Here is a 21,315-nt window from a genome sequence, read left to right on the forward strand (position 1 = left end):
GGTACGGCGTTTGAGTTATTGCGTTGTTATCTACGGGCTGCAAGGGGCTTGTGTTGTCCCTTAGCGACTGTTACGCCAGGTAACAGTTGAGTGTTGTTCAACTTTTCGAGGTCTTCACAACTCTCAGGTACGGAACTCGGGGCGCTGATGTTCACGCGCGCCCCCTATAAGAAGCCCCTCGCGCCCCCCACCGGAAGTGCGTCGCGACCCGCTCGGGCGCTGCGGTACCCTGACGCCATGCGTGCCGTACGCCTTCTGCTTAGCGGGCCGCGCTGATCAGTCCCGACCACCGGGTGAATCGGATGGTCGGAATCGGCGCGGCGTCCCCTCCTGTGCGAGGGGATTTTTCGTTTCCGGAGAACCGCAGCCGCTTGCAGAGACGATCGATGGAGCTTTGAGGATCATGAGCGAGACGAACCCCGCTGCCACCGCCGAGGTGGCCGCGCCGCACCGCTACACGGCCGCCATGGCGGCCGAGATCGAGGCACGCTGGCAGGACTTCTGGGACGCCGAGGGCACGTACGCGGCGCCGAACCCCAAGGGTGACCTGGCGGGCGACCCCGATCTGGTCGCCAAGCCCAAGAAGTTCATCATGGACATGTTCCCGTACCCCTCCGGAGCGGGCCTGCACGTCGGTCATCCGCTGGGCTACATCGCCACCGACGTCTTCGCGCGCTTCCAGCGCATGACCGGCCACAACGTCCTGCACACCCTGGGCTTCGACGCCTTCGGCCTGCCCGCCGAGCAGTACGCCGTGCAGACCGGCACGCACCCGCGTGTGTCCACCGAGGCCAACATCAAGAACATGCAGATCCAGCTGCGCCGGCTGGGCCTGGGCCACGACAAGCGGCGGTCGTTCGCCACGATCGACCCGGACTACTACAAGTGGACCCAGTGGATCTTCCTGCAGATCTTCAACTCCTGGTACGACGACGAGGCGAAGAAGGCCCGTCCGATCTCCGAGCTGATCGCCCTGTTCGAGTCCGGCGAGCGTGCCGTACCGAGCGCTGACGGCGGCACGCGTGCGTGGAGCGAGCTGAGCGTCGACGAGCGCGCCGACGTCCTGGGCGAGTACCGGCTGGCGTACGCCTCCGACGCGCCGGTCAACTGGTGCCCCGGCCTGGGCACCGTGCTGGCGAACGAGGAGGTCACCGCCGACGGCCGCTCCGAGCGCGGCAACTTCCCCGTCTTCAAGGCCAAGCTGCGCCAGTGGAACATGCGGATCACCGCCTACGCCGACCGGCTGCTGGACGACCTGGACGAGTTGGACTGGCCCGAGGCCATCAAACTGCAGCAGCGCAACTGGATCGGGCGCTCCGAGGGCGCCCGCGTCGACTTCCCCGTGGACGGCGAGCGCATCACGGTCTTCACCACGCGCCCCGACACCCTGTTCGGCGCGAGCTACATGGTGCTGGCACCCGAGCACCCGCTGGTCGAGAAGTTCACGCCGGACGCCTGGCCCGAGGGCACGCACGACGTGTGGACCGGCGGTCACGCGACCCCGGCCGAGGCCGTCGCCGCCTACCGCGCGCAGGCCGCCTCCAAGTCCGACGTCGAGCGCCAGGCCGAGGCCAAGGACAAGACGGGCGTCTTCATCGGCTCGTACGCGACCAACCCGGTCAACGGCGAGCAGGTCCCGGTCTTCATCGCCGACTACGTCCTGATGGGCTACGGCACCGGCGCGATCATGGCCGTTCCCGCGGGTGACCAGCGCGACTTCGAGTTCGCGCGCGCCTTCGAGCTGCCGATCGTCTGCATCGTCGAGCCGACGGACGGGCGTGGCACGGACACCTCGACGTGGGAGGACGCCTTCGGGTCGTACGACGCGAAGATCATCAACTCCTCCAACGACGACATCTCCCTGGACGGACTGGGCGTCGCCGAGGCCAAGGTACGCATCACCGAGTGGCTGGAGCGGACCGGTGTCGGCGAGGGCACTGTCAACTTCCGGCTGCGTGACTGGCTGTTCAGCCGCCAGCGCTACTGGGGCGAGCCCTTCCCGATCGTCTACGACGAGGACGGCATCGCCCACGCGCTGCCCGAGTCGATGCTGCCGCTGGAGCTGCCCGAGGTCGAGGACTACTCGCCGCGCACCTTCGACCCGGACGACGCCGACACCCAGCCCGAGACGCCGCTGTCGCGCAACGAGGACTGGGTCAACGTCACGCTGGACCTGGGCGACGGCCGCGGTCCTCGCCCGTACCGGCGCGAGACCAACACCATGCCCAACTGGGCCGGTTCCTGCTGGTACGAGCTGCGCTACCTGGACCCGCACAACAGCGAGAAGCTGGTCGACCCCGAGATCGAGCAGTACTGGATGGGTCCGCGCGAGGGCCAGCCGCACGGCGGCGTCGACCTGTACGTCGGCGGCGCCGAGCACGCCGTGCTGCACCTGCTGTACGCCCGCTTCTGGTCCAAGGTCCTGTTCGACCTGGGGCACGTCTCCTCCGCGGAGCCGTTCCACAAGCTGTTCAACCAGGGCATGATCCAGGCCTACGTGTACCGCGACAGCCGCGGCATCGCGGTCCCGGCCGCCGAGGTGGAGGAGCGCGACGGCGCCTACTACTACCAGGGCGAGAAGGTCTCCCGGCTGCTGGGCAAGATGGGCAAGTCCCTGAAGAACGCGGTCACTCCGGACGAGATCTGCGCCGAGTACGGCGCCGACACGCTGCGTCTGTACGAGATGGCGATGGGCCCGCTGGACGTCTCCCGGCCGTGGGACACGCGCGCGGTGGTGGGCCAGTTCCGGCTGCTGCAGCGGCTGTGGCGCAACGTCGTCGACGAGACGACCGGCGACGTGACGGTGGTGGACGCCGAGCCCGACGAGGACACGCTGCGTGCGCTGCACAAGGCGATCGACGGGGTGCGCGGTGACCTGGAAGGCATGCGGTTCAACACCGCCATTGCCAAGGTCACGGAGCTGAACAACCACCTGACGAAGGCGGGCGGCGCGGTACCGCGCTCGGTCGCCGAGTCCCTGGTGCTGATGGCCGCGCCGCTGGCCCCGCACATCGCCGAGGAGCTGTGGCGCAAGCTGGGCCACACCGACTCGGTGGTGCACCGCGACTTCCCGGTCGCCGACCCGGCGTACGTCGTCGACGAGACCGTGACCTGTGTCGTGCAGATCAAGGGCAAGGTCAAGGCCCGCCTGGAGGTCTCGCCGGCGATCTCCGACGAGGAGCTGGAGAAGGTCGCGCTGTCCGACGAGAAGGTCGTGGCGGCGCTGGACGGCGCCGGGATCCGCAAGGTGATCGTGCGGGCGCCGAAGCTGGTGAACATCGTTCCGGCGTAGGCGTCCGCTAGGGCGTAGGCGTAGGCGTAGGCGTAGGCGTATGCGCCCCGGTATTGGCGCGGCGACTCGGTGGTTCGGCCGGGTCTGGTGCGGGCTCGGGGTGATCCCCTACGGGCAGGTTCGGGGTTCTTCTGGAACTCCGGGCCTGCCTGCTGCGTTTACCGTTGAAGAGTGACGCGGTGTGTGCCGCGACCGGTCGAGGAGGAGCTCGTGGAAGCAGTGATCGCAGTCGTCGCCGCCCTGCTTTTCGTGCTCTTTGTCGTGCTCGGCGCGTACGCCACGGTGAAGGTGGTCGGGGCTGCCAAGCGCCGCGTGGACGAGACGATCACCCACGCCCGGCGCACGGTCGAGGACGGCACCCTGCGGGCCAAGTCCTTCGCCCAGCCGGGCGCCGCCGGCGAGCTCGCCCAACTGCGGCTGAAGCTGCGCACCTCCATGCGGGCCACCCAGGACGCGCTGCACGCGGGCGCGACCGAGGACGAGTCTCTCAAGGAGTCCCTCGGCCTCTTCCAACGCCTCAGCGCGCACGGGCACGAACTGGACGCCGAGATGCGGCGCCTGGAGTCCGAACCGGACCGCGCGACCCTCGCACAGCGGCTGCCCGACCTGCGCGAGCGCACCGAGCGCGTCGTCCAGTCGGCGGACGCGCTGCGCTGGGCGGCCCGCGACCGGGCCCGCCGCTTCGCCGCCGACGACTTGGACACCCTCAGCGAGCAGATCGACCTGGAGGCCGGAGCCCTGCGGCACTGGCAGACCACGGAGTCCGCCGCCTCCGCCTCCGCCTCCTCGTCTCCTTCCTCCTCGCCGACGCCGCCGTCCGAACGTCCGGCGGCCACGCCGCCCCCGTGGCCGGAGGCCCCGGCCACCGAGGCCGCCGGGACGGCCGAGCAGACCTGGCCGGACACGCCTCAGTCACAGCGGGCCGAGGAGCCGACCCGGCCCGCCATCAGCCCGGCAGCCCCGCGCCCGACGTACCCCTGGCAGAAGAAACCCCGTCCCGAGAGCACGACTTGAGCCCGATTGCGCCCGTGCTGATCGGTCAAGGCATTCCCAGGTGAGCGGGGTCGGGCTGCCGCCCGCGCGCTACGCCAGGTAACCTCCAGCTCATGTCCCGCCATGTCGCGATCGTCACCGATTCAACGGCCTACCTGCCGCAGCGGACGATGGAGCGCCACGGCATCACCGCGGTGCCCCTGACCGTGGTCGTCGGCGGTCAGGCGTTGGACGAGGGCACCGAGATCTCGACCCGATCCCTCGCTCAGGCGTTGCAGAAGCGACGTCCTGTCACCACCTCGCGCCCCAGCCCCGAGGTCTTCGCGGAGCACTACCGCAAGGTCGCCGAGGCCGGCGCCACCGGCATCGTCTCCCTGCACCTGTCCGCCGAGCTCTCCGGCACCTACGACGCGGCGGTCCTCGCCGCCCGCGAGGCCCCGGTACCGGTGCGGGTGGTGGACACCGGGATGGTCGCCATGGCGCTCGGTTTCTGCGCGCTCGCAGCGGCCGAGGCAGCGGAGACGGGCGGCACGGTGGACGAGGCCGTCACCGCCGCGGAGAAGCGCGCCGGGGCCACCGCCGCCTACTTCTACGTCGACACCCTCGACTATCTGCGCCGCGGCGGCCGCATCGGCGCCGCGCAAGCGCTGTTGGGCTCAGCGCTCGCGGTGAAGCCGCTGTTGCAGCTGGAGGGCGGCCGGATCGGCCCGCTGGAGAAGGTCCGGACGGCTTCCAAGGCGATCGCCCGCCTCGAGGAGATCGCGGCCGACCGGGCGGGCAGCGCGCAGGTCGACATCGCGGTCCACCATCTCGCCGCCCCCGACCGGGCGTCGGCACTGGCGGATCGTTTGCGGGCGCGGGTGCCTGGGCTGGCCGATCTGCATGTGAGCGAGGTCGGGGCGGTTATCGGGGCGCACACCGGGCCTGGGTTGTTGGGGGTTGTGGTTTCGCCGCGGTGACGGCCCCTTGGCGAATGACTCACTCGTGTGGGTGGCGGAGTTTTCCACAACGCGCCGGTAATCCACGGGAATTGAGCAAGATCATCGCGGGTGTGCCGAGGTGTCCGATCCTCGTCGCATGGCACTTCGATCACGCACACGCACCACGACGGCAACCAGCGGCCCGGGCCGAGGCCCTCACTCCGACGTCCGCACCCGCCGACGGCGACCCATGCATGCCCCGGGGCGGGCGCGGCCGCGCCCTGCGTCCGCGCGAGCGGCGGAGGAGCTGCGGCGCAGGACGGAGGTGATTTTCGCCGAACGGGCCGGGGAGTGGGGGGAGTCGGGGGCGGGGCCGCCGGGGGGTGGGGGCGTGGATGAGGGGGCTGGTGGGCCGCTGGGCGCCGTTGTCCCGCGTGCGGCTGGGCTGCGCGGTTCCGATGTTGCGCGTGCGGCTGGGCTGCGCGGTTCCGATGTTGCGCGTGCGGCTGGGCTGCGCGGTTCCGATGTTGCGCGTGCAGATGGGCTGCGCGGTTCCGATGTTGCGCGTGCAGATGGGCTGCGCGGTTCCGATGTTGCGCGTGCGGCTGGGCTGCGCGGCTTCGATGTTCCGCGTGCCGAGGAACTGGTGGGCTCCGATGTCCCGGGCGGCAATGGGGCGCTGGGCGCGGGCGCCCGCGATGCCGGCGCGGGTGAGGAGGCTGGTGGCGCGGCTGCCGTCATGGTTGACGGGGCTGGTGGCGAGGGTGGTGCCGGTGCCGGTGCCAGTTCCGGTGTCGGGGAGTGGCCGGCGCGGGCCGGGCTGGCTTTGCGGGAGCGGATGCCGGTGTGGTTGCAGGCGAGGTGTGGGCTGGAGCGGCGGAGCGTGGTCGCGCTCACCGTGGTGCTCGTCCTCGCCGCCGGGTTCGCCGTACAGCACTTCTGGGCCGGGCGGGCGCAGTCCGTGCGCGCGCCGGAGGTGCTGCGGGCGGCGGCCTCGTACGGGGGAGAGTCGCAAGGAGGACAGTCACAGGGAGGACAGCAGCAGGGAGGGGCGAGCGGGTCGAGTACGTCGGCGGCAGTCGGTGCGTCCGGTGCCGGGGCCACGGCGGCGGCCGAGATCGTCGTGGACGTCAGCGGAAAGGTGCGCGAGCCGGGCATCCACCGCCTGCCCGCGGGCTCGCGGGTCGCCGACGCCCTGCGTGCTGCCGGCGGGGTTCGTCCCGGCACGAAGACCGACAGCCTCAACCGGGCTCGGTTCCTGGTGGACGGCGAGCAGGTGATCGTCGGGGGTCCGGCCGCAATGCCAGGGGCAGCTCCGGGCACGGGTGCGGGTACCGGCACGGGCGGTGCGGCGGTCGCGGGGGCGGTACCCAGCGCGCCGGTCGCCCTCAACACGGCCACCGTGGACCAGCTCGACACCCTCCCGGGCGTCGGCCCGGTCCTGGCCCAGCACATCATCGACTACCGCACCCAGCACGGCGGCTTCCGCTCGGTGGACGAGCTGCGCGAGGTCAACGGCATCGGTGACCGCCGCTTCGCCGATCTGCGGAATCTCGTACGGCCATGACCCACGACGTTCGTACACCCGACCTCGCGCCCTCCCGCGCTGCCGTCCACGCCGCGTCGGGCAGCCGGCTCGGTGCCTCCCACCCCCGTCAGGAAGGACCGACGGACCTTCGACTCGTCCCACCCGCGCTCGCCGCCTGGGCGACGGCGGCACTGATGCTGGGTGCCCCTGAGGGGTGGGCGGTCGCGGCGGCGGTTGCCTGTCTGCTTGCGGCAGGCGTGCTGCTGGTGGTGCGGCGAGGCGGGGGCGTGGAAGGCCGGATTACCGGTGGCGGGGGCGTGGAAGGCCGGATCACCGGTGGCGGGGGTGTTGAAGGCGGGCTTACGGGTGGCAGGGTTGCTGAAAGCGGGCTCGCCGCTGGTGGGGGCGGCGATGGCCGTGCGGCCAGGCCAGGGCGTCTGACAGCGCCCCGGCGCCGGACCGGTTCTGTGGCGGATTCCCCACCGAGCCGGCCCACCCGGCCGCACGGGCCGAGCACCGAGCCAAGGCGTAGCAGCCGGCCGCACGGGCCGAGCACCGCGCCGAGGCGCATCACTTGGCCTCGAACCTCGGTCGCCGCCGTGCTGCTCTGTGTCGCCGCGGCGGCCGTCTCCGCCGGGTTGCACGGGGCCGACCTACGGCGTGGGCCGGTGCCCGAGCTGGTGCGGGAGTACGCAACCGTGACCGCCGAGGTCGAGGTCACCTCCGATCCCCGGCTCACCCGACCCCGGGTCAGAGGGGATCACATGGCGCCGACCTCCGTGCTGATCAAGGCGGACGTACGACGCGTCGAGGACGCGGACGGCTCGGCGGTGGTGACGCGGGCGCCGGTGCTGATGATCGTCGACGCCGGGTGGGGGGCGTCCGGGGGCGACGAAGGGGCGTCGCAGTCCTCCGGCGCCCGGCGTTCTCACTGGCTGAACCTGCTCCCCTCCACCCGGCTGCGGGTGACCGCACGGCTCGCGCCCACCCTCACGGACGGGGACCGGGTCGCGGCCGTGCTGCGGGTGCGGGGCCCGGCGATGCCGGAGGTCGTGGGGGAGCCGTCGGGGGCGCAGCGGCTGGCGGGGCGGTTGCGGGCCGGGCTGCGGAAGGCGACCGACAGCTTGCCGGCGGATGCGCGGGCGCTGCTGCCGGGGCTGGTCGTGGGGGACACATCCCGGATCACCCCGGAGCTGGATGAGGCGTTCAAGGAGACCGACCTCGCGCACACGCTCGCCGTCTCCGGCAGCAACCTCACGATCATCCTCGCTCTGCTCATCGGCCCGCCGGGCCTCGCACAGCTCGCCGAGCGCCGTGGCCTCGCGCCCCGCCTGGGCATCTCCCTGCGGACTACCGCGCTGCTCGGTGGGGCGCTCACCCTCGCGTTCGTCGTCGTGTGCCGGCCGGACCCCAGCGTGCTGCGGGCCGCGGCTTGCGGGGCCGTCGCGCTGCTCGCCCTGGCGACCGGACGCCGTAGGACTCTGATCCCGGCGCTGGCGACGGCCGTATTGCTGCTGGTGCTGTACGACCCGTGGCTGGCCCGCAGTTACGGCTTCCTGCTCTCCGTCCTGGCCACGGGTGCCCTGCTCACCCTCGCGCCCCGCTGGAGCGCGGCGTTGCGGCGGCGCGGGATGCCGCCGAGGCCGGCCGAGGCGCTGGCGGCCGCGGCTGCCGCGCAGGCGCTGTGCGCGCCGGTCGTGGCGGTGCTGTCGGCTCGGGTGAGCCTGGTGGCGGTGCCGTGCAATCTGCTCGCGGAGTTCGCGATCGCACCGGCGACGGTGCTGGGCTTCGCGGCACTGGCGACGGCGCCCTTGGCGATGCCGGTGGCCAAGGTACTGGCCTGGTGCGCGGGTTGGCCGACCGGCTGGATCGCGGACGTCGCCCGGACCGGTGCCGCGCTGCCCGGCGCGGGCGTGGACTGGCCCGGCAGCTGGACCGGGGCAGCGCTGCTGGCCCTCGCCACGGTGGTCGCCCTGCTCGCCGGCCGGCGGCTCCTGCGGCACCCCTGGTGGTGCGGTGTCTGCGGGGCGCTGCTCCTGCTGGTGGTGGTGCAGCCGCCGCCTCTGACCAGGGTGGTCACGGGGTGGCCGCCGCCCGGGTGGCGGTTCGCGATGTGCGATGTGGGGCAGGGCGACGCCACAGTGCTCGCGGCGGGCGAGGGGGCGGGTGTGGTCGTGGACGCCGGCCCCGATCCGACGCTGGTCGACCGGTGCCTGCGCACGCTGGGGATCACCAGGATTCCGCTCGTCGTGCTCACCCACTTCCACGCCGACCATGTGGCGGGCCTGCCGGGCGTCCTGCGGGGGCGCGCGGTGGGTGCGATCGAGACGACGGGGCACGAAGAGCCAGTGGACCAGGTGGAGTTCGTGCGCAGGGAGGCGTCCGCCCGACGCATTCCCGTGACGCGGGCCGCCGCCGGGGAGGAGCGACGCACGGGAGACCTGAGCTGGCAGGTGGTGTGGCCGCCGCCCGCCCACCCGTCACTGCCGGCCATGGCCCCGGAGGGTCCGAACGACGCCAGCGTCACTCTGCTCGTCCGGTCGGCCGGGCTGCGGCTCCTGTTGCTCGGGGATCTCGAACCCCCGGCCCAGCGGGCGCTGTTGAGATCGCCGGCCGGGGCGCTGCTGGGCGGCGTGGACGTGCTCAAGGTGGCCCACCACGGCTCGGCGTACCAGGACCCGGAGCTCATACGCCGGGCCGCGCCCCGGCTGGCGTTGATCAGCTGTGGTGAGGACAACCCGTACGGACATCCGGCTCCCAGCACGCTCGCGGCGCTGCGGACGCAGGGGGCCGTGGTGCTGCGGACGGACGAGCACGGGGCGCTGGCGGTCACTGGTACGGGCGCGGAGCTGCGGGTGGCGGGAGACTGAAGGCATGGATTCCGTTGAGCTTGATGCCTATCTCCGCCGACTGGGGGTCGAGCACCCCGCCTGGCCCACCGTGGACGTGCTCCGCGAGCTGCATCTGCGCCATCTGCAGACCGTGCCCTTCGAGAACCTCTCGATCCACCTCGGTGAGGAGATCGTCCTGGAGGAGAAGCGACTGCTGGACAAGGTGGTGGGGGCGCGGCGGGGTGGGTTCTGTTACGAACTGAACGGGGCCTTCGGGGCGTTGCTCGGCGCGCTCGGTTTCGATGTGACGCTGCTCGCGGGGCGGGTCCATGTGAAGGAGGAAAAGGTCGGGATTCCCTACGACCACATGGCGCTGCAGGTGCGGACCGTGGACGGGGGCACATGGCTGGCGGATGTCGGCTTCGGGGCGCACAGCCATTACCCGCTGGCGTTCGAGGCGCGGGGTGAGCAGGTGGATCCGGCGGGTGTGTTCCGGATCGTCGAGGCCGGGCCGGACGCGGCGGGGGTGCGCGGCGGGTACGACGCGGAGGAGGCGGCGGACCTGGAGGTCGCCATGGGCGGCAGGGCGGAGTACCGCTTGGAGCGGCGGCCGCGGGCACTCGGCGACTTCGTGGCCGGGGCGTGGTGGCACAGCACCTCGCCGAGCTCGCACTTCACGCAGTCGCTGGTGTGTTCGCGGGTGACGAAGGAAGGCGGGCGGATCACCCTCAGCGGCCGCACCCTCAAGACGACGGCGGCCGACGGGGCACGTGAGGAGCGGGAGTTGGGGACGGACGAGGAGGTGCTGGGGGTGTACCGGGAGCGGTTCGGAATCGAGCTGGACCGGGTGCCGACGGTGCGCAAGCCCAACCGGGACGGCTGATCCGGGCTGGGGGTGCCCGGGGCCGGGGTGGGCGCGGGGACCCGGCGCAGGGCCGTCTCTCGCCGGTGCCCGAGAATTGCTCCGTGAGTGATGTGAGACATGTGCTGGTACTGCCCGATCGTGACGCGGCGGAGGAGGTCGCGGGGGCCCTCGGAGAGCGGTTCGGGATCGACGAGGAGCCGCGGCTGGTGCGGGATGCGCTGGCCGGGGAGGACGATGCCGAGGACGCGCAGTGGCTGGTCGTGCTGCGGGACGAGGCGGGGCGGCTCGATCCGGGTGAGCTGGATGACTTCGTGGGGGAGTGGGACGGGTGGCGGGAGGAGCCGTAGCCGAACCGGAGTGACCGGTATGACCGGCACCCGGCCCGCGGGCGTGACCGCCGCCGTGCCCTCGGGCGTCACCGGCACGCCCCCCCCGGCGTGACCGCCGCCCCGCCGGGCGTCACCTGGCACCCCGCCCCCGAGCGTGATCGCCGCTGCGCCTCCCGGGCGGCACCCAGCACCTGCCTCCGACCTGACCACACCCCGCCCCCGGGCGGGACCGCCGCCCCGCCGGGCGTACCCGGCACCCCGCCCCGGGCGTGATCGCCGCCTCGCCCCCGGGCGTCACGCAGCTCCCGCCTCCGACCTGACCAGCCCCCGCCCCCCCGACGTGACCGCCACCCCGCCCCGCCAGGCATCACCTGGCACCCCGCCCCGGGCGTGACCGCCACCCCGCCCCGCCGGGCATCACCTGGCATCCCGCCCCGGGCGTGACCGCCGCCCCGCCCCCGGGCGTCACGCAGCTCCCGCCTCCGACCTGACCACCCCCGCCCCCTGGGCGTGACCGCCACCCCGCCCCGGCCCCCCGGCACCCCGCCCCCGACCTGACCACACCCCTGACCACACCCCTGACCACGCCCCGCCCCCCAACCTCCCGTCAGCGCCCACTGTCAGTGGCCCGTGCCATCCTTGTCGCGATGGCCAGGAAATCTGCACATGACGACCTCCTCTCCCCCGTGACCCTCGCCGTGGGCCAGGAGGAGCTGCTGCTCGACCGTGCTGTGCGGGAGGTGGTGGTTGCGGCCCGGGCCGCTGATGCCGATACGGACGTGCGGGATCTGACTTCTGAGCAGTTGCAGCCGGGCACGTTGGCCGAGCTGACCAGTCCGTCGCTGTTCGCGGAGCGCAAGGTCGTGGTCGTGCGCAATGCGCAGGATCTGTCGGCCGACACGATCAAGGACGTGACGGCGTATCTCGGCGCGCCGGCCGAGGAGATCACTCTCGTGCTGCTGCACGCCGGGCAGGCGAAGGGCAAGAAGCTGCTCGACGCCGCGCGCAAGGCGGGGGCGCGGGAGGTGGCGTGCCCGAAGATGACCAAGCCGGCGGACCGGCTGGCGTTCGTCAGGCAGGAGTTCCGGGCGACGGGACGGTCCGCGACGCCGGAGGCCTGTCAGGCGCTCGTCGATGCCATCGGCAGTGATCTGCGGGAGCTGGCGGCCGCGGTGAGTCAGCTGGTCGCCGATGTCGAGGGGACGATCGACGAGGCGGTGGTCGGGCGGTACTACACGGGCCGCGCTGAGGCGTCGAGCTTCACGGTCGCCGACCGTGCGGTCGAGGGGCGGGCCGCGGAGGCGCTGGAGGCGCTGCGCTGGTCGCTGGCGACAGGCGTGGCGCCCGTCCTGATCACCAGTGCGCTCGCCCAGGGCGTCAGGGCCATCGGAAAGCTGTCCTCGGCCCGGGGCGGCCGACCCGCCGACCTGGCGCGGGAGCTCGGCATGCCGCCCTGGAAGATCGACCGTGTGCGCCAGCAGATGCGGGGGTGGACGCCCGACGGAGTCGCGCTGGCGTTGCGCGCGGTCGCCGAGGCGGACGCCGGTGTGAAGGGCGGCGGTGACGACCCGGAGTACGCCTTGGAGAAGGCGGTCGTGACGATCGCGCGGGCCGCTCGGTCCAGAGGGCGTGGCTAGGGCCGGAAGAGGAGAATCGGGCGTAGCAGCCTTATGTCGCCGGACTGGGAAAGGTGGCGATCGCGATGGCTGAACACCCGCACGCACAGCTCGTCCGCAAGGGGTACGCGGCTTTTGAACGCGGTGACATGGACACCCTGCGCGAGTTGATGGCATCGGACTGCACGCAGCATGTGCCCGGCAGCCATCCGCTCTCGGGTGATTACAAGGGCATGGACGCGATCATCGAGATGTACGGTCGGCTCGCCGCGGAGACCAACGGCACCATGCGGGCGGAGCTGCGTTCACTGCTTGTCGACGGCCGCGGCCATGTCGTCGCCGTGCACCGCTTCAGCGCCGACCGCAACGGCAAGCACATCGACGAGAACGGCGCCATAATCTTCCGTATCGTCGGAGACAAGGCCACCGATCTCGACGAGTGCGTCGAGGACATCGACAAGGCCAACGACTTCTGGAGCTGACACCGGCACTCACACCGAAGGCCCCGGCCGCCGTCCTGGGGAAGGACGGTGGCCGGGGCCTTCGGTTCAAGCTGCTGAGCCCGTACCCGCGTGGCGAACGCAGGCCGCGTACAGGCTCGGGGGGCCGGACGGGAGCGGATGAGAGAGGGCCCGCTCGATTCCCTCCGGCGGTCAAATCAAGTGTCAGCCCTTGAGAGCGCCGACCTTCGAAGCAAGCGCCGACTTCTTGTTGGCGGCCTGGTTCTTGTGGATGACGCCCTTGGAGACGGCCTTGTCGAGCGCCCGCGCGGCCTCGCGCTGGTACTCGGTGGCCTTCTCGGTGTCACCCGCGGCAGCGGCCTCGCGGGCCTTGCGGATCGCGGTCTTCAGGGAGGACTTGACGGCCTTGTTGCGCAGCCGGGCCTTCTCGTTGGTCTTGATCCGCTTGATCTGGGACTTGATGTTCGCCACTGATGAGCCTTTTCAGGTTCTGGTACGGGGCCGCATGGGACCCGTCCCGGTGATTTTCTGGAGTGTGTCTCGCGCTGAGAGGGCATGAGACACAGCCACCCAGGCTACCAGTGGCCCGGCCGACGGCCCAAAACGGTCGCCGGTCGCCGCCCATGGGACCATGGAACCTACGTATAGATCCGACCCGAGGCATAAGGCGCCTCAAGAGACAGGACCCTGCGTGCCCGCGACCCCTAACAATGTGCCCGAGCCGAGCCGTACCGACCCGGCACTGATCCGCAACTTCTGCATCATCGCGCACATCGACCACGGCAAGTCCACGCTCGCCGACCGGATGCTCCAGCTGACCGGTGTGGTCGAGCAGCGGCAGATGCGTGCTCAGTACCTCGACCGGATGGACATCGAGCGTGAGCGCGGTATCACGATCAAGTCCCAGGCGGTGCGGCTGCCGTGGGCTCCCAGCCACGATTCCGGCAAGACGCACATCCTCAACATGATCGACACCCCGGGGCACGTCGACTTCACGTACGAGGTCTCGCGGTCGCTGGCCGCCTGTGAGGGCACCGTCCTCCTCGTCGACGCCGCCCAGGGCATCGAGGCCCAGACTCTCGCCAACCTCTACCTGGCGATGGAGAACGACCTCACGATCATCCCCGTGCTGAACAAGATCGACCTGCCGGCCGCGCAGCCCGAGAAGTTCGCGGAGGAGCTCGCCAACCTGGTCGGCTGCGATCCGAGCGACGTGCTCAGGGTGTCCGCCAAGACGGGCCTGGGCGTCGATGCCCTGCTCGACAAGGTCGTCGCCGAGGTTCCCGCCCCGGTCGGCGTCAAGGACGCTCCGGCCCGCGCGATGATCTTCGACTCCGTCTACGACTCGTACCGCGGTGTCGTGACGTACGTCCGTGTCATCGACGGCCAGCTCAACAAGCGCGAGCGGATCCGGATGATGTCCACCGGCGCCACGCACGAGCTGCTGGAGATCGGGACGAACTCGCCGGAGATGCTGGCGGCCGACGGGCTCGGCGTCGGTGAGGTGGGCTATCTCATCACCGGTGTGAAGGACGTCCGCCAGTCCAAGGTCGGTGACACCGTCACCAGCCAGCACAAGGGGGCCACGGAGGCGCTCGGGGGCTACAAGGACCCCAAGCCCATGGTCTTCTCCGGTCTGTATCCGCTGGACGGCTCCGACTACCCGGAGCTGCGCGAGGCCCTCGACAAGCTCCAGCTCAACGACGCCGCGCTCGTCTACGAGCCGGAGACCTCCGCGGCCCTCGGCTTCGGCTTCCGCGTCGGCTTCCTGGGGCTCCTGCACCTCGACGTGATCCGCGAGCGGCTGGAGCGCGAGTTCGGCCTCGACCTGATCGCCACCGCGCCCAACGTGGTCTACCGGGTGGTCATGGAGGACGGCACCGAGCACACCGTCACCAACCCGAGCGAGTTCCCCGAGGGCAAGATCAACGAGGTGTACGAGCCGGTCGTGCGCGCCACGATCCTCGCGCCCACCGAGTTCATCGGCTCGATCATGGAGCTGTGCCAGACCCGGCGCGGCACCCTGCTCGGCATGGACTACCTCTCCGAGGACCGCGTCGAGATCCGCTACACCCTCCCGCTCGCGGAGATCGTCTTCGACTTCTTCGACCAGCTGAAGTCGAAGACGCGCGGTTATGCGTCGCTGGACTACGAGCCCACCGGTGAGCAGACCTCCAGCCTGGTCAAGGTCGACATCCTGCTGCACGGTGACAAGGTCGACGCCTTCTCGGCGATCACGCACAAGGACGCGGCGTACGCGTACGGTGTGCGGCTCGTCGCCAAGCTGCGGGAGCTGATCCCGCGGCAGGCCTTCGAGGTGCCCATCCAGGCCGCCATCGGTTCCCGGGTGATCGCCCGCGAGACCATCCGCGCCATCCGCAAGGACGTCCTCGCCAAGTGCTACGGCGGCGACATCTCCCGTAAGCGCAAGCTGCTGGAGAAGCAGAAGGAAGGCAAGAAGCGGATGAAGATGGTGGGTTCCGTGGAGGTTCCGCAGGAGGCCTTCATCGCCGTACTGAGCAGTGATGACAGCGCGGGTTCGGGCAAGGCCAAGAAGTAACCGCAGGTAGCACCGGGTGACCCGGCAAATCGCCGCATCAGGGGTCCGTCGTACGAAAGCGCGACGGGCCCCTTTGTGCGTGCCGCGTGACCGTCTGGAGGAATCGACAGGCCGCAGGCCCTTACGCAGGGGGCCGTCGGCCTTTACCCTGATCCCTGCTCGATAGTTACTCGCGAGTTAAACAACGCGAGTGGAACCAGCCGCACGTCAGCCGCACAGTCGCGGGTCCCCGGAGGATGTCGTGAGCGACACACAGACACTGATCGAGAATCGTCCGCCGAGCGTGGCGACCCTCTTCCTGGAGCGCGTGACGGCGACGCCGGACGCCGAGGCGTACCGCTATCCCGTGCCGCCGGTTTCGGGGCAGGGCGCGGACGAGTGGAAGTCGCTGAGCTGGGCGCAGGCCGCCGAGCGGGTCTACGCGATCGCGGCCGGGCTCATCGAGCTGGGCGTCCAGCCCGAGCAGCGCGTGGCCCTCGCCTCGTCGACCCGGATCGAGTGGATCCTCGCCGACCTGGGCATCATGTGCGGCGGCGCGGCCACCACCACGGTCTATCCGCAGACCAACGCCGAGGAGTCGGCCTTCATCCTCGCCGACTCCGAGAGCCGCGTGCTCATCGCGGAGGACGCGGCCCAGGTGGCCAAGGCGCAGGAGAAGCGCGCCGAGCTGCCGAACCTCACGCATGTCGTCGTCATCGACGCGGCCGGCGTCGAGACCGATGACTGGGTGCTCAGCCTCGCCGATCTGGAGGCCCGCGGCGCGGCCCGGCTGGAGAAGGACCCCGAGCTGATCAAGCAGCGGGTCGGCGCGATCACCAAGGACCAGCTGGCCACCCTGATCTACACCTCCGGCACCACCGGCCGCCCCAAGGGCGTGCGGCTGCCGCACGACAACTGGTCGTACATGGCGAAGGCGATCGCCGCGACCGGGCTGGTCGGCGCGGAGGACGTGCAGTACCTGTGGCTGCCGCTCGCGCACGTCTTCGGCAAGGTCCTCACTTCCGGCCAGATCGAGGTCGGTCACGTCACTGCCGTCGACGGCCGCGTCGACAAGATCATCGAGAACCTGCCGGTCGTGCAGCCGACGTACATGGCGGCCGTGCCCCGCATCTTCGAGAAGGTCTACAACGGGGTCGCCGCCAAGGCCCGCGCGGGCGGCGGCGCCAAGTACAAGATCTTCCAGTGGGCCGCCGAGGTCGCCCGCGAGTACGCCAAGGTCACTCAGGACAACTTCCGGCGCACCGGCACCCACTCCGCGCCCTTCGGGCTCGCCGCGAAGCACAAGGTCGCCGACACCCTCGTGTACGCCAAGATCCGCGAGGCCTTCGGCGGCAACCTGCGGGCGTGCGTGTCCGGCAGTGCCGCCCTCGCCCCGGAGATCGGCTTCTTCTTCGCCGGCGCCGGCATCCACGTCCTGGAGGGCTACGGCCTCACGGAGTCCTCGGCCGCGTCCTTCGTGAACCCGGGGGAGGCCTACCGCACCGGCACGGTCGGCAAGCCGCTGCCCGGCACGGAGGTGCGCATCGCCGACGACGGGGAGATCCTGCTGCGCGGCCCCGGCATCATGGAGGGCTACCACGGGCTGCCGGAGAAGACCGCCGAGGTGCTGGAGAGCGACGGCTGGTTCCACACCGGTGACATCGGGGAGCTGTCCCCGGACGGGTACCTGCGCATCACCGACCGCAAGAAGGACCTGATCAAGACCTCGGGCGGCAAGTACATCTCGCCCGCCGAGGTCGAGGGGCAGTTCAAGGCGGTGTGCCCGTACGTCTCCAACATCCTGGTGCACGGCGCCGACCGGAACTTCTGCACGGCGCTGATCGCGCTGGACGAGGTCGCGATCGTGGCGTGGGCCGAGGAGAACGGGCTCGGCGGGAAGTCGTACGCGGAGATCGTCGCCTCGCCGGCCGCCATCGAGATGGTCGACGGGTATGTGCAGCAGCTCAACGCCGGGCTGCAGAAGTGGCAGACGATCAAGAAGTTCCGGCTGCTGCCGCGGGATCTCGATGTGGAGCACGGGGAGATCACGCCGAGTCTGAAGTTGAAGCGGCCGGTTGTCGAGCGGGAGTACAAGGCTCTGATCGAGGAGATGTACGCGGGTACGCGCGAGGCGTAGGGGATGGTGGGGGGCTGCGTGGCGGCTGACGGTTCGCCATGGCTGGTCGCGCAGTTCCCCGCGCCCTTTTGAGGTGGGGCAGCTCACCCTTTCCCGATGAGCCGACGTATCTCGTGGACCTGTGCTCGTAGTGCCGTCAGGTTCGGGGGTGCGTCGTCGGCGAGCTGGTCCTCCAAAGCCTCCAACTGGGTGCTCAGCTCCCGGCTGTGGACGTGTTCGCGGCTCAGCAGACGCTCCAACTGCCTGTTCTTGCGGTACAGGTCCAGGAACACCGTCACCTTCGCGCGTAGCACCCAGGGGTCGAACGGCTTGGTCAGGTAGTCGGCGGCACCCGTGGCGTAGCCGCGGAAGGCGTAGCCCGGATCGTCCTCAGCGCCGGTCAGGAAGATGATCGGGACGTCCTTGGTCTGGTCGAGTCGTTTGATGTTGCTGGCGGTCTCGAAGCCGTCCATGCCCGGCATGCGGACATCGAGCAGTACCAGGGCGAAGCGTTGCCGCAGCAGCGCCTTCATCGCCTCCTCGCCCGAACGCGCGCGGACGAGCGGCTCGTTGAGGGACCCCAGTACGGCCTCCAGCGCGATCAGGTTGTCCTCCATGTCGTCGACCAGGAGGATGCCGGCACGCTCGTCGGTCGTTGCCTCAGCGCTCATGATGAAGTGGCCTCACTCGATGATGGTCGGCGGAACCTCTTCCCCTTCGGAAGTGCGCGGTTCCGGTACTACGGAGTTGTCCGCGGCCTCGGGGTCCAGGAGGTCGCAGACGACGGTCAGCAGCTGATCCACGTCCACCGGCTTCGGTACGTAGTCGTTGGCGCCCCGCGCGATGGACTTCTCCCGGTCGCCGGGCATGGCCTTCGCGGTGAGCGCGACGATGGGCAGGTCCGCCCAACGGGGCGTGCGACGGATGGCGGAGATCGTCTCGTATCCGTCCATCTCCGGCATCATGATGTCCATCAGGACGAGTTCGACGTCTGGCGTGCGCTCCAGTGTCTCGATGCCCTCGCGGCCGTTCTCCGCGTACAGGACCGGCATGCCGACCCGGCCCAGGACATGGGTGAGCGCGAACACGTTGCGGATGTCGTCGTCCACTATCAACACCCGTCGGCCCGGCAGGACCTGCCCCGCCCGGCCGGTCTGCCACGCCTCCAGTTTGGTCGGCGTCGGCCAGGAGTCGTCCGCGTCGTGCGCGGTCGAGAAGAACGTCTCGGCGGACAGCTGCTCCGGCGCCGGCAGCGGACGGTCCTCGGGCACCGGGCCGGTGGCGGAGTGACCGGGGCTGACGACCGGGACGTACAGCGTGAACGTGGATCCCTTGCCGGGCTCGCTCTCGGCGACGATACGGCCGCCCAGCAGGCCCGCGATCTCACGGCTGATGGACAGGCCGAGGCCGGTGCCGCCGTACTTGCGGTTGGTCGTGCCGTCGGCCTGCTGGAACGCCTCGAAGATCACCGGGAGTTTCTCCGCCGCGATGCCGATGCCGGTGTCGGACACCGAGAACGCGATCACCTCATCGCCCTCGCGGACGTAGTGCTGATCGGGGTCCTTCATCCGGTTCACCCGCAGCTCGACCTTGCCCGACGCGGTGAACTTGATGGCGTTGGAGAGGAGGTTGCGCAGGATCTGCTGGAGGCGCTGCTCGTCCGAGTACATCTCGCGCGGTACGTCCTCGCCGACCGCCACCTCGAAGGCGAGTCCCCGGTCCAGGGTGAGCGGGCGGAAGGTGGCGTGGACGTAGTCGAGCAGCTTGATGAGCGGCAGCTTCTTCGGGCGTACGTCCATCCGGCCGGCCTCGATCTTCGACAGGTCCAGGATGTCGTTGATCAGCTGGAGCAGGTCCGAGCCGGAGCGGTGGATCGTCGTCGCGAACTGGACCTCCTGGTCGGAGAGGTGGCCGTCCGGGTTGTCGGAGAGCAGCCTCGCCAGGATCAGCAGCGAGTTCAGAGGCGTCCGCAGCTCGTGGGACATGTTCGCCAGGAACTCCGACTTGTACTGCGACGAAGTCGCCAACAGCGCCGCCTTTTCCTCCAGCTCGGCGTTCGAGCGCTGCAGCTCCGCCTGCTGCATCTGGAGTTCGTCCGAGCGTTCCTGGAGCTGCATGGCCAGGCGCTGGGACTCGCCGAGCAGGGACTCCGTACGGGAGTTGGCGATGATCGTGTTGATCGCGACGGCGATGGTGTTCACGAACTGGTCGAAGAACGCCAGGTGCACATCGGAGAAGCGGGAGAACGACGCCAGCTCGATCACGCCGAGCAGCTTGTCCTCGAAGAGGATCGGGATGATGACGACGCTGGTGGGCGCCGCCTCGCCGAGCCCGCTGTTGATCTTGATGTAGTCCGGCGGGGCCTCCTCGACGAGGATCCGCTTCTTCTCGCGCGCCGCCTGCCGGACCAGGCCGTGCACCGGCAGGCCGCCGGTCTCGATGGTCGTGCCCTGCGCCGAGCCGTATCCGGCGATGAAGGCCAGTCCCTTCGTGGGAACCGTGGTGCGCAGCGCGGCGCTCTCCTCGTCCGGGTCGGCCAGGAAGAAGGCGCCGTACTGGGCGTTCACCAGCGGCGTCAGCTCGCGCAGCAGCAGGTCGGCGACCTCCATCAGATCGCGGTGGCCCTGCATCAGAGCGGCCAGGCGGGCCAGGTTGGACTCCAGCCAGTCCTTGGCGCGGGTCGTCTCGCGCAGGTTGGCCACCATCAGGTTGATGTTGTCCTTCAGCTCGGCGACCTCGCCACGCGTCTCCACCGTGATGGAACGGGACATGTCGCCCTGGGCCACCGCGGAGGCGACCTCGGCGATCGCGCGGACCTGGGTGGTCAGGTTCGACGCCAGCTCGTTCACGTTCGTCGTCAGGCGCTTCCAGGTGCCGTACACGCCCTCCACCCGGGCCTGGCCGCCGAGCTGGCCCTCGGAGCCCACCTCGCGTGCCACGCGGGTGACCTCGGAGGAGAAGGAGGAGAGGGTGTCGACCATCGTGTTGATGGCGGTCTTCAGCTCCAGGATCTCGCCGCGCGCGTCCACGTCGATCTTCTTCGAGAGATCGCCGTTGGCGACGGCGGTGGTGACCTGGGCGATGTTGCGCACCTGTGAGGTGAGGTTGTCGGCCATGTAGTTGACGTTGTCGGTCAGGTCCCGCCACACGCCGGAGACGCCCAGCACCTGCGCACGGCCGCCGAGCCGGCCGTCGGTGCCGACCTCGCGGGCCACGCGGGTGACCTCGTCGGCGAAGGCCCGCAGCTGCTGCACCATCGTGTTGACGGTGTCCTTGAGTTCGAGGATCTCGCCGCGGGCGTCGACGGTGATCTTCTTCGACAGGTCGCCGTTGGCCACGGCGGTGGTGACCTGGGCGATGTTGCGGACCTGCGAGGTCAGGTTCAGCGCCATGAAGTTGACGTTGTCGGTGAGGTCCTTCCATACGCCGCTGACGCCGCGTACCTGGGCCTGACCGCCGAGGTTTCCTTCGGTGCCGACCTCGCGGGCGACGCGGGTGACCTCGTCGGCGAAGGCGGAGAGCTGGTCGACCATCGTGTTGATGGTCGACTTCAGCTCCAGGATCTCGCCCTTCGCCTCGACCGTGATCTTCTTGCCGAGGTCGCCCTGGGCCACGGCGGTGGAGACCAAGGCGATGTTGCGGACCTGGGAAGTCAGGTTGTCCGCCATGAAGTTGACGTTGTCGGTGAGGTCCTTCCATACGCCGCTGACGCCGCGTACCTGGGCCCGGCCGCCGAGGTTTCCTTCGGTGCCGACCTCGCGGGCGACGCGGGTGACCTCGTCGGCGAAGGCGGAGAGCTGGTCGACCATCGTGTTGATGGTCGAC

Annotated in this window: 14 protein-coding genes; 11 read left to right on the top strand and 3 right to left on the bottom strand. The window is 70.3% G+C overall.

What is annotated here, in order from left to right; translation table 11 throughout:
- The first annotated feature begins 403 nt into the window (after positions 1-403).
- The 9 genes from leuS (at position 404) to ACZ7L5_RS05215 (ending at position 12,856) form a co-directional block, all read left to right on the top strand.
- Positions 404-3,292 (top strand): leucine--tRNA ligase, encoded by a 2,889-nt coding sequence (leuS, locus tag ACZ7L5_RS05175; protein ID WP_471514555.1) that lies wholly within the window; start codon positions 404-406, stop codon positions 3,290-3,292.
- Positions 3,293-3,502: 210 nt separating this feature from the next.
- A complete protein-coding gene (locus tag ACZ7L5_RS05180) occupies positions 3,503-4,306 on the top strand; it encodes a hypothetical protein (RefSeq protein ID WP_471514556.1) in 804 nt (267 codons plus the stop codon).
- 92 nt (positions 4,307-4,398) lie between these two features.
- Positions 4,399-5,244, top strand: coding sequence for a DegV family protein (locus ACZ7L5_RS05185; RefSeq protein ID WP_362382282.1), 846 nt, complete (start codon positions 4,399-4,401; stop codon positions 5,242-5,244).
- A gap of 604 nt (positions 5,245-5,848) precedes the next feature.
- The gene (locus tag ACZ7L5_RS05190) at positions 5,849-6,772 is read left to right on the top strand and encodes a ComEA family DNA-binding protein (RefSeq protein WP_471515801.1); all 924 of its coding nucleotides are present in this window, start codon (positions 5,849-5,851) and stop codon (positions 6,770-6,772) included.
- Positions 6,769-9,603, top strand: a complete 2,835-nt coding sequence (locus ACZ7L5_RS05195; protein ID WP_471514558.1) for a ComEC/Rec2 family competence protein — start codon at positions 6,769-6,771, stop codon at positions 9,601-9,603. Before ACZ7L5_RS05190 ends, ACZ7L5_RS05195 begins: the two co-directional genes overlap by 4 nt.
- 4 nt (positions 9,604-9,607) lie before the next feature.
- Positions 9,608-10,447, top strand: coding sequence for an arylamine N-acetyltransferase family protein (locus ACZ7L5_RS05200; RefSeq protein WP_471514560.1), 840 nt, complete (start codon positions 9,608-9,610; stop codon positions 10,445-10,447).
- A gap of 83 nt (positions 10,448-10,530) precedes the next feature.
- Positions 10,531-10,776, top strand: a complete 246-nt coding sequence (locus tag ACZ7L5_RS05205) for a hypothetical protein (protein ID WP_471514562.1) — start codon at positions 10,531-10,533, stop codon at positions 10,774-10,776.
- 629 nt (positions 10,777-11,405) lie between these two features.
- The gene (gene holA, locus ACZ7L5_RS05210) at positions 11,406-12,395 is read left to right on the top strand and encodes a DNA polymerase III subunit delta (protein WP_328881703.1); all 990 of its coding nucleotides are present in this window, start codon (positions 11,406-11,408) and stop codon (positions 12,393-12,395) included.
- A 65-nt stretch (positions 12,396-12,460) separates the two neighbouring features.
- Complete coding sequence (locus tag ACZ7L5_RS05215; RefSeq protein WP_471514564.1) at positions 12,461-12,856, top strand: nuclear transport factor 2 family protein; 396 nt, start codon at positions 12,461-12,463, stop codon at positions 12,854-12,856.
- 183 nt (positions 12,857-13,039) lie between these two features.
- Here the strand turns inward: ACZ7L5_RS05215 and rpsT are convergent, their stop codons facing one another.
- On the bottom strand, positions 13,040-13,306 hold the full coding sequence (rpsT, locus tag ACZ7L5_RS05220; RefSeq protein WP_391395202.1) for a 30S ribosomal protein S20: 267 nt from the start codon (positions 13,304-13,306) through the stop codon (positions 13,040-13,042).
- Between the two features lie 220 nt (positions 13,307-13,526).
- Here rpsT and lepA point away from each other — a divergent pair, with 220 nt between their 5' ends.
- Together lepA and ACZ7L5_RS05230 are read left to right on the top strand one after the other, a co-directional pair.
- Positions 13,527-15,395, top strand: coding sequence for a translation elongation factor 4 (gene lepA, locus ACZ7L5_RS05225; RefSeq protein ID WP_328881706.1), 1,869 nt, complete (start codon positions 13,527-13,529; stop codon positions 15,393-15,395).
- 241 nt (positions 15,396-15,636) lie between these two features.
- Positions 15,637-17,511 carry an AMP-dependent synthetase/ligase gene (locus tag ACZ7L5_RS05230; protein ID WP_471514567.1) on the top strand — a complete coding sequence of 625 codons (1,875 nt, stop codon included), beginning with the start codon at positions 15,637-15,639 and terminating at the stop codon, positions 17,509-17,511.
- Positions 17,512-17,594: 83 nt separating this feature from the next.
- Here ACZ7L5_RS05230 and ACZ7L5_RS05235 read toward each other — a convergent pair whose 3' ends face one another.
- Positions 17,595-18,161: a response regulator gene (locus ACZ7L5_RS05235; RefSeq protein WP_384187395.1), complete on the bottom strand. Its 567-nt coding sequence runs from the start codon at positions 18,159-18,161 to the stop codon at positions 17,595-17,597.
- Between the two features lie 12 nt (positions 18,162-18,173).
- Positions 18,174-21,315, bottom strand: a 3,142-nt coding sequence (locus tag ACZ7L5_RS05240) for a HAMP domain-containing protein (protein WP_471514569.1), incomplete at its 5' end; no start/stop codon positions are given.

Source organism: Streptomyces sp. NPDC107528, from assembly GCF_055639295.1.

Bases quoted from the DNA above. Each gene is read 5' to 3' on its own strand.
- ACZ7L5_RS05185 (WP_362382282.1), top strand. From the start codon at position 4,399: ATGTCCCGCCATGTCGCGATCGTCACCGATTCAACGGCCTACCTGCCG.
- ACZ7L5_RS05200 (WP_471514560.1), top strand. From the start codon at position 9,608: ATGGATTCCGTTGAGCTTGATGCCTATCTCCGCCGACTGGGGGTCGAG.
- ACZ7L5_RS05195 (WP_471514558.1), top strand. From the start codon at position 6,769: ATGACCCACGACGTTCGTACACCCGACCTCGCGCCCTCCCGCGCTGCC.
- ACZ7L5_RS05235 (WP_384187395.1), bottom strand. From the start codon at position 18,161: ATGAGCGCTGAGGCAACGACCGACGAGCGTGCCGGCATCCTCCTGGTC.
- ACZ7L5_RS05215 (WP_471514564.1), top strand. From the start codon at position 12,461: ATGGCTGAACACCCGCACGCACAGCTCGTCCGCAAGGGGTACGCGGCT.
- leuS (WP_471514555.1), top strand. From the start codon at position 404: ATGAGCGAGACGAACCCCGCTGCCACCGCCGAGGTGGCCGCGCCGCAC.
- holA (WP_328881703.1), top strand. From the start codon at position 11,406: ATGGCCAGGAAATCTGCACATGACGACCTCCTCTCCCCCGTGACCCTC.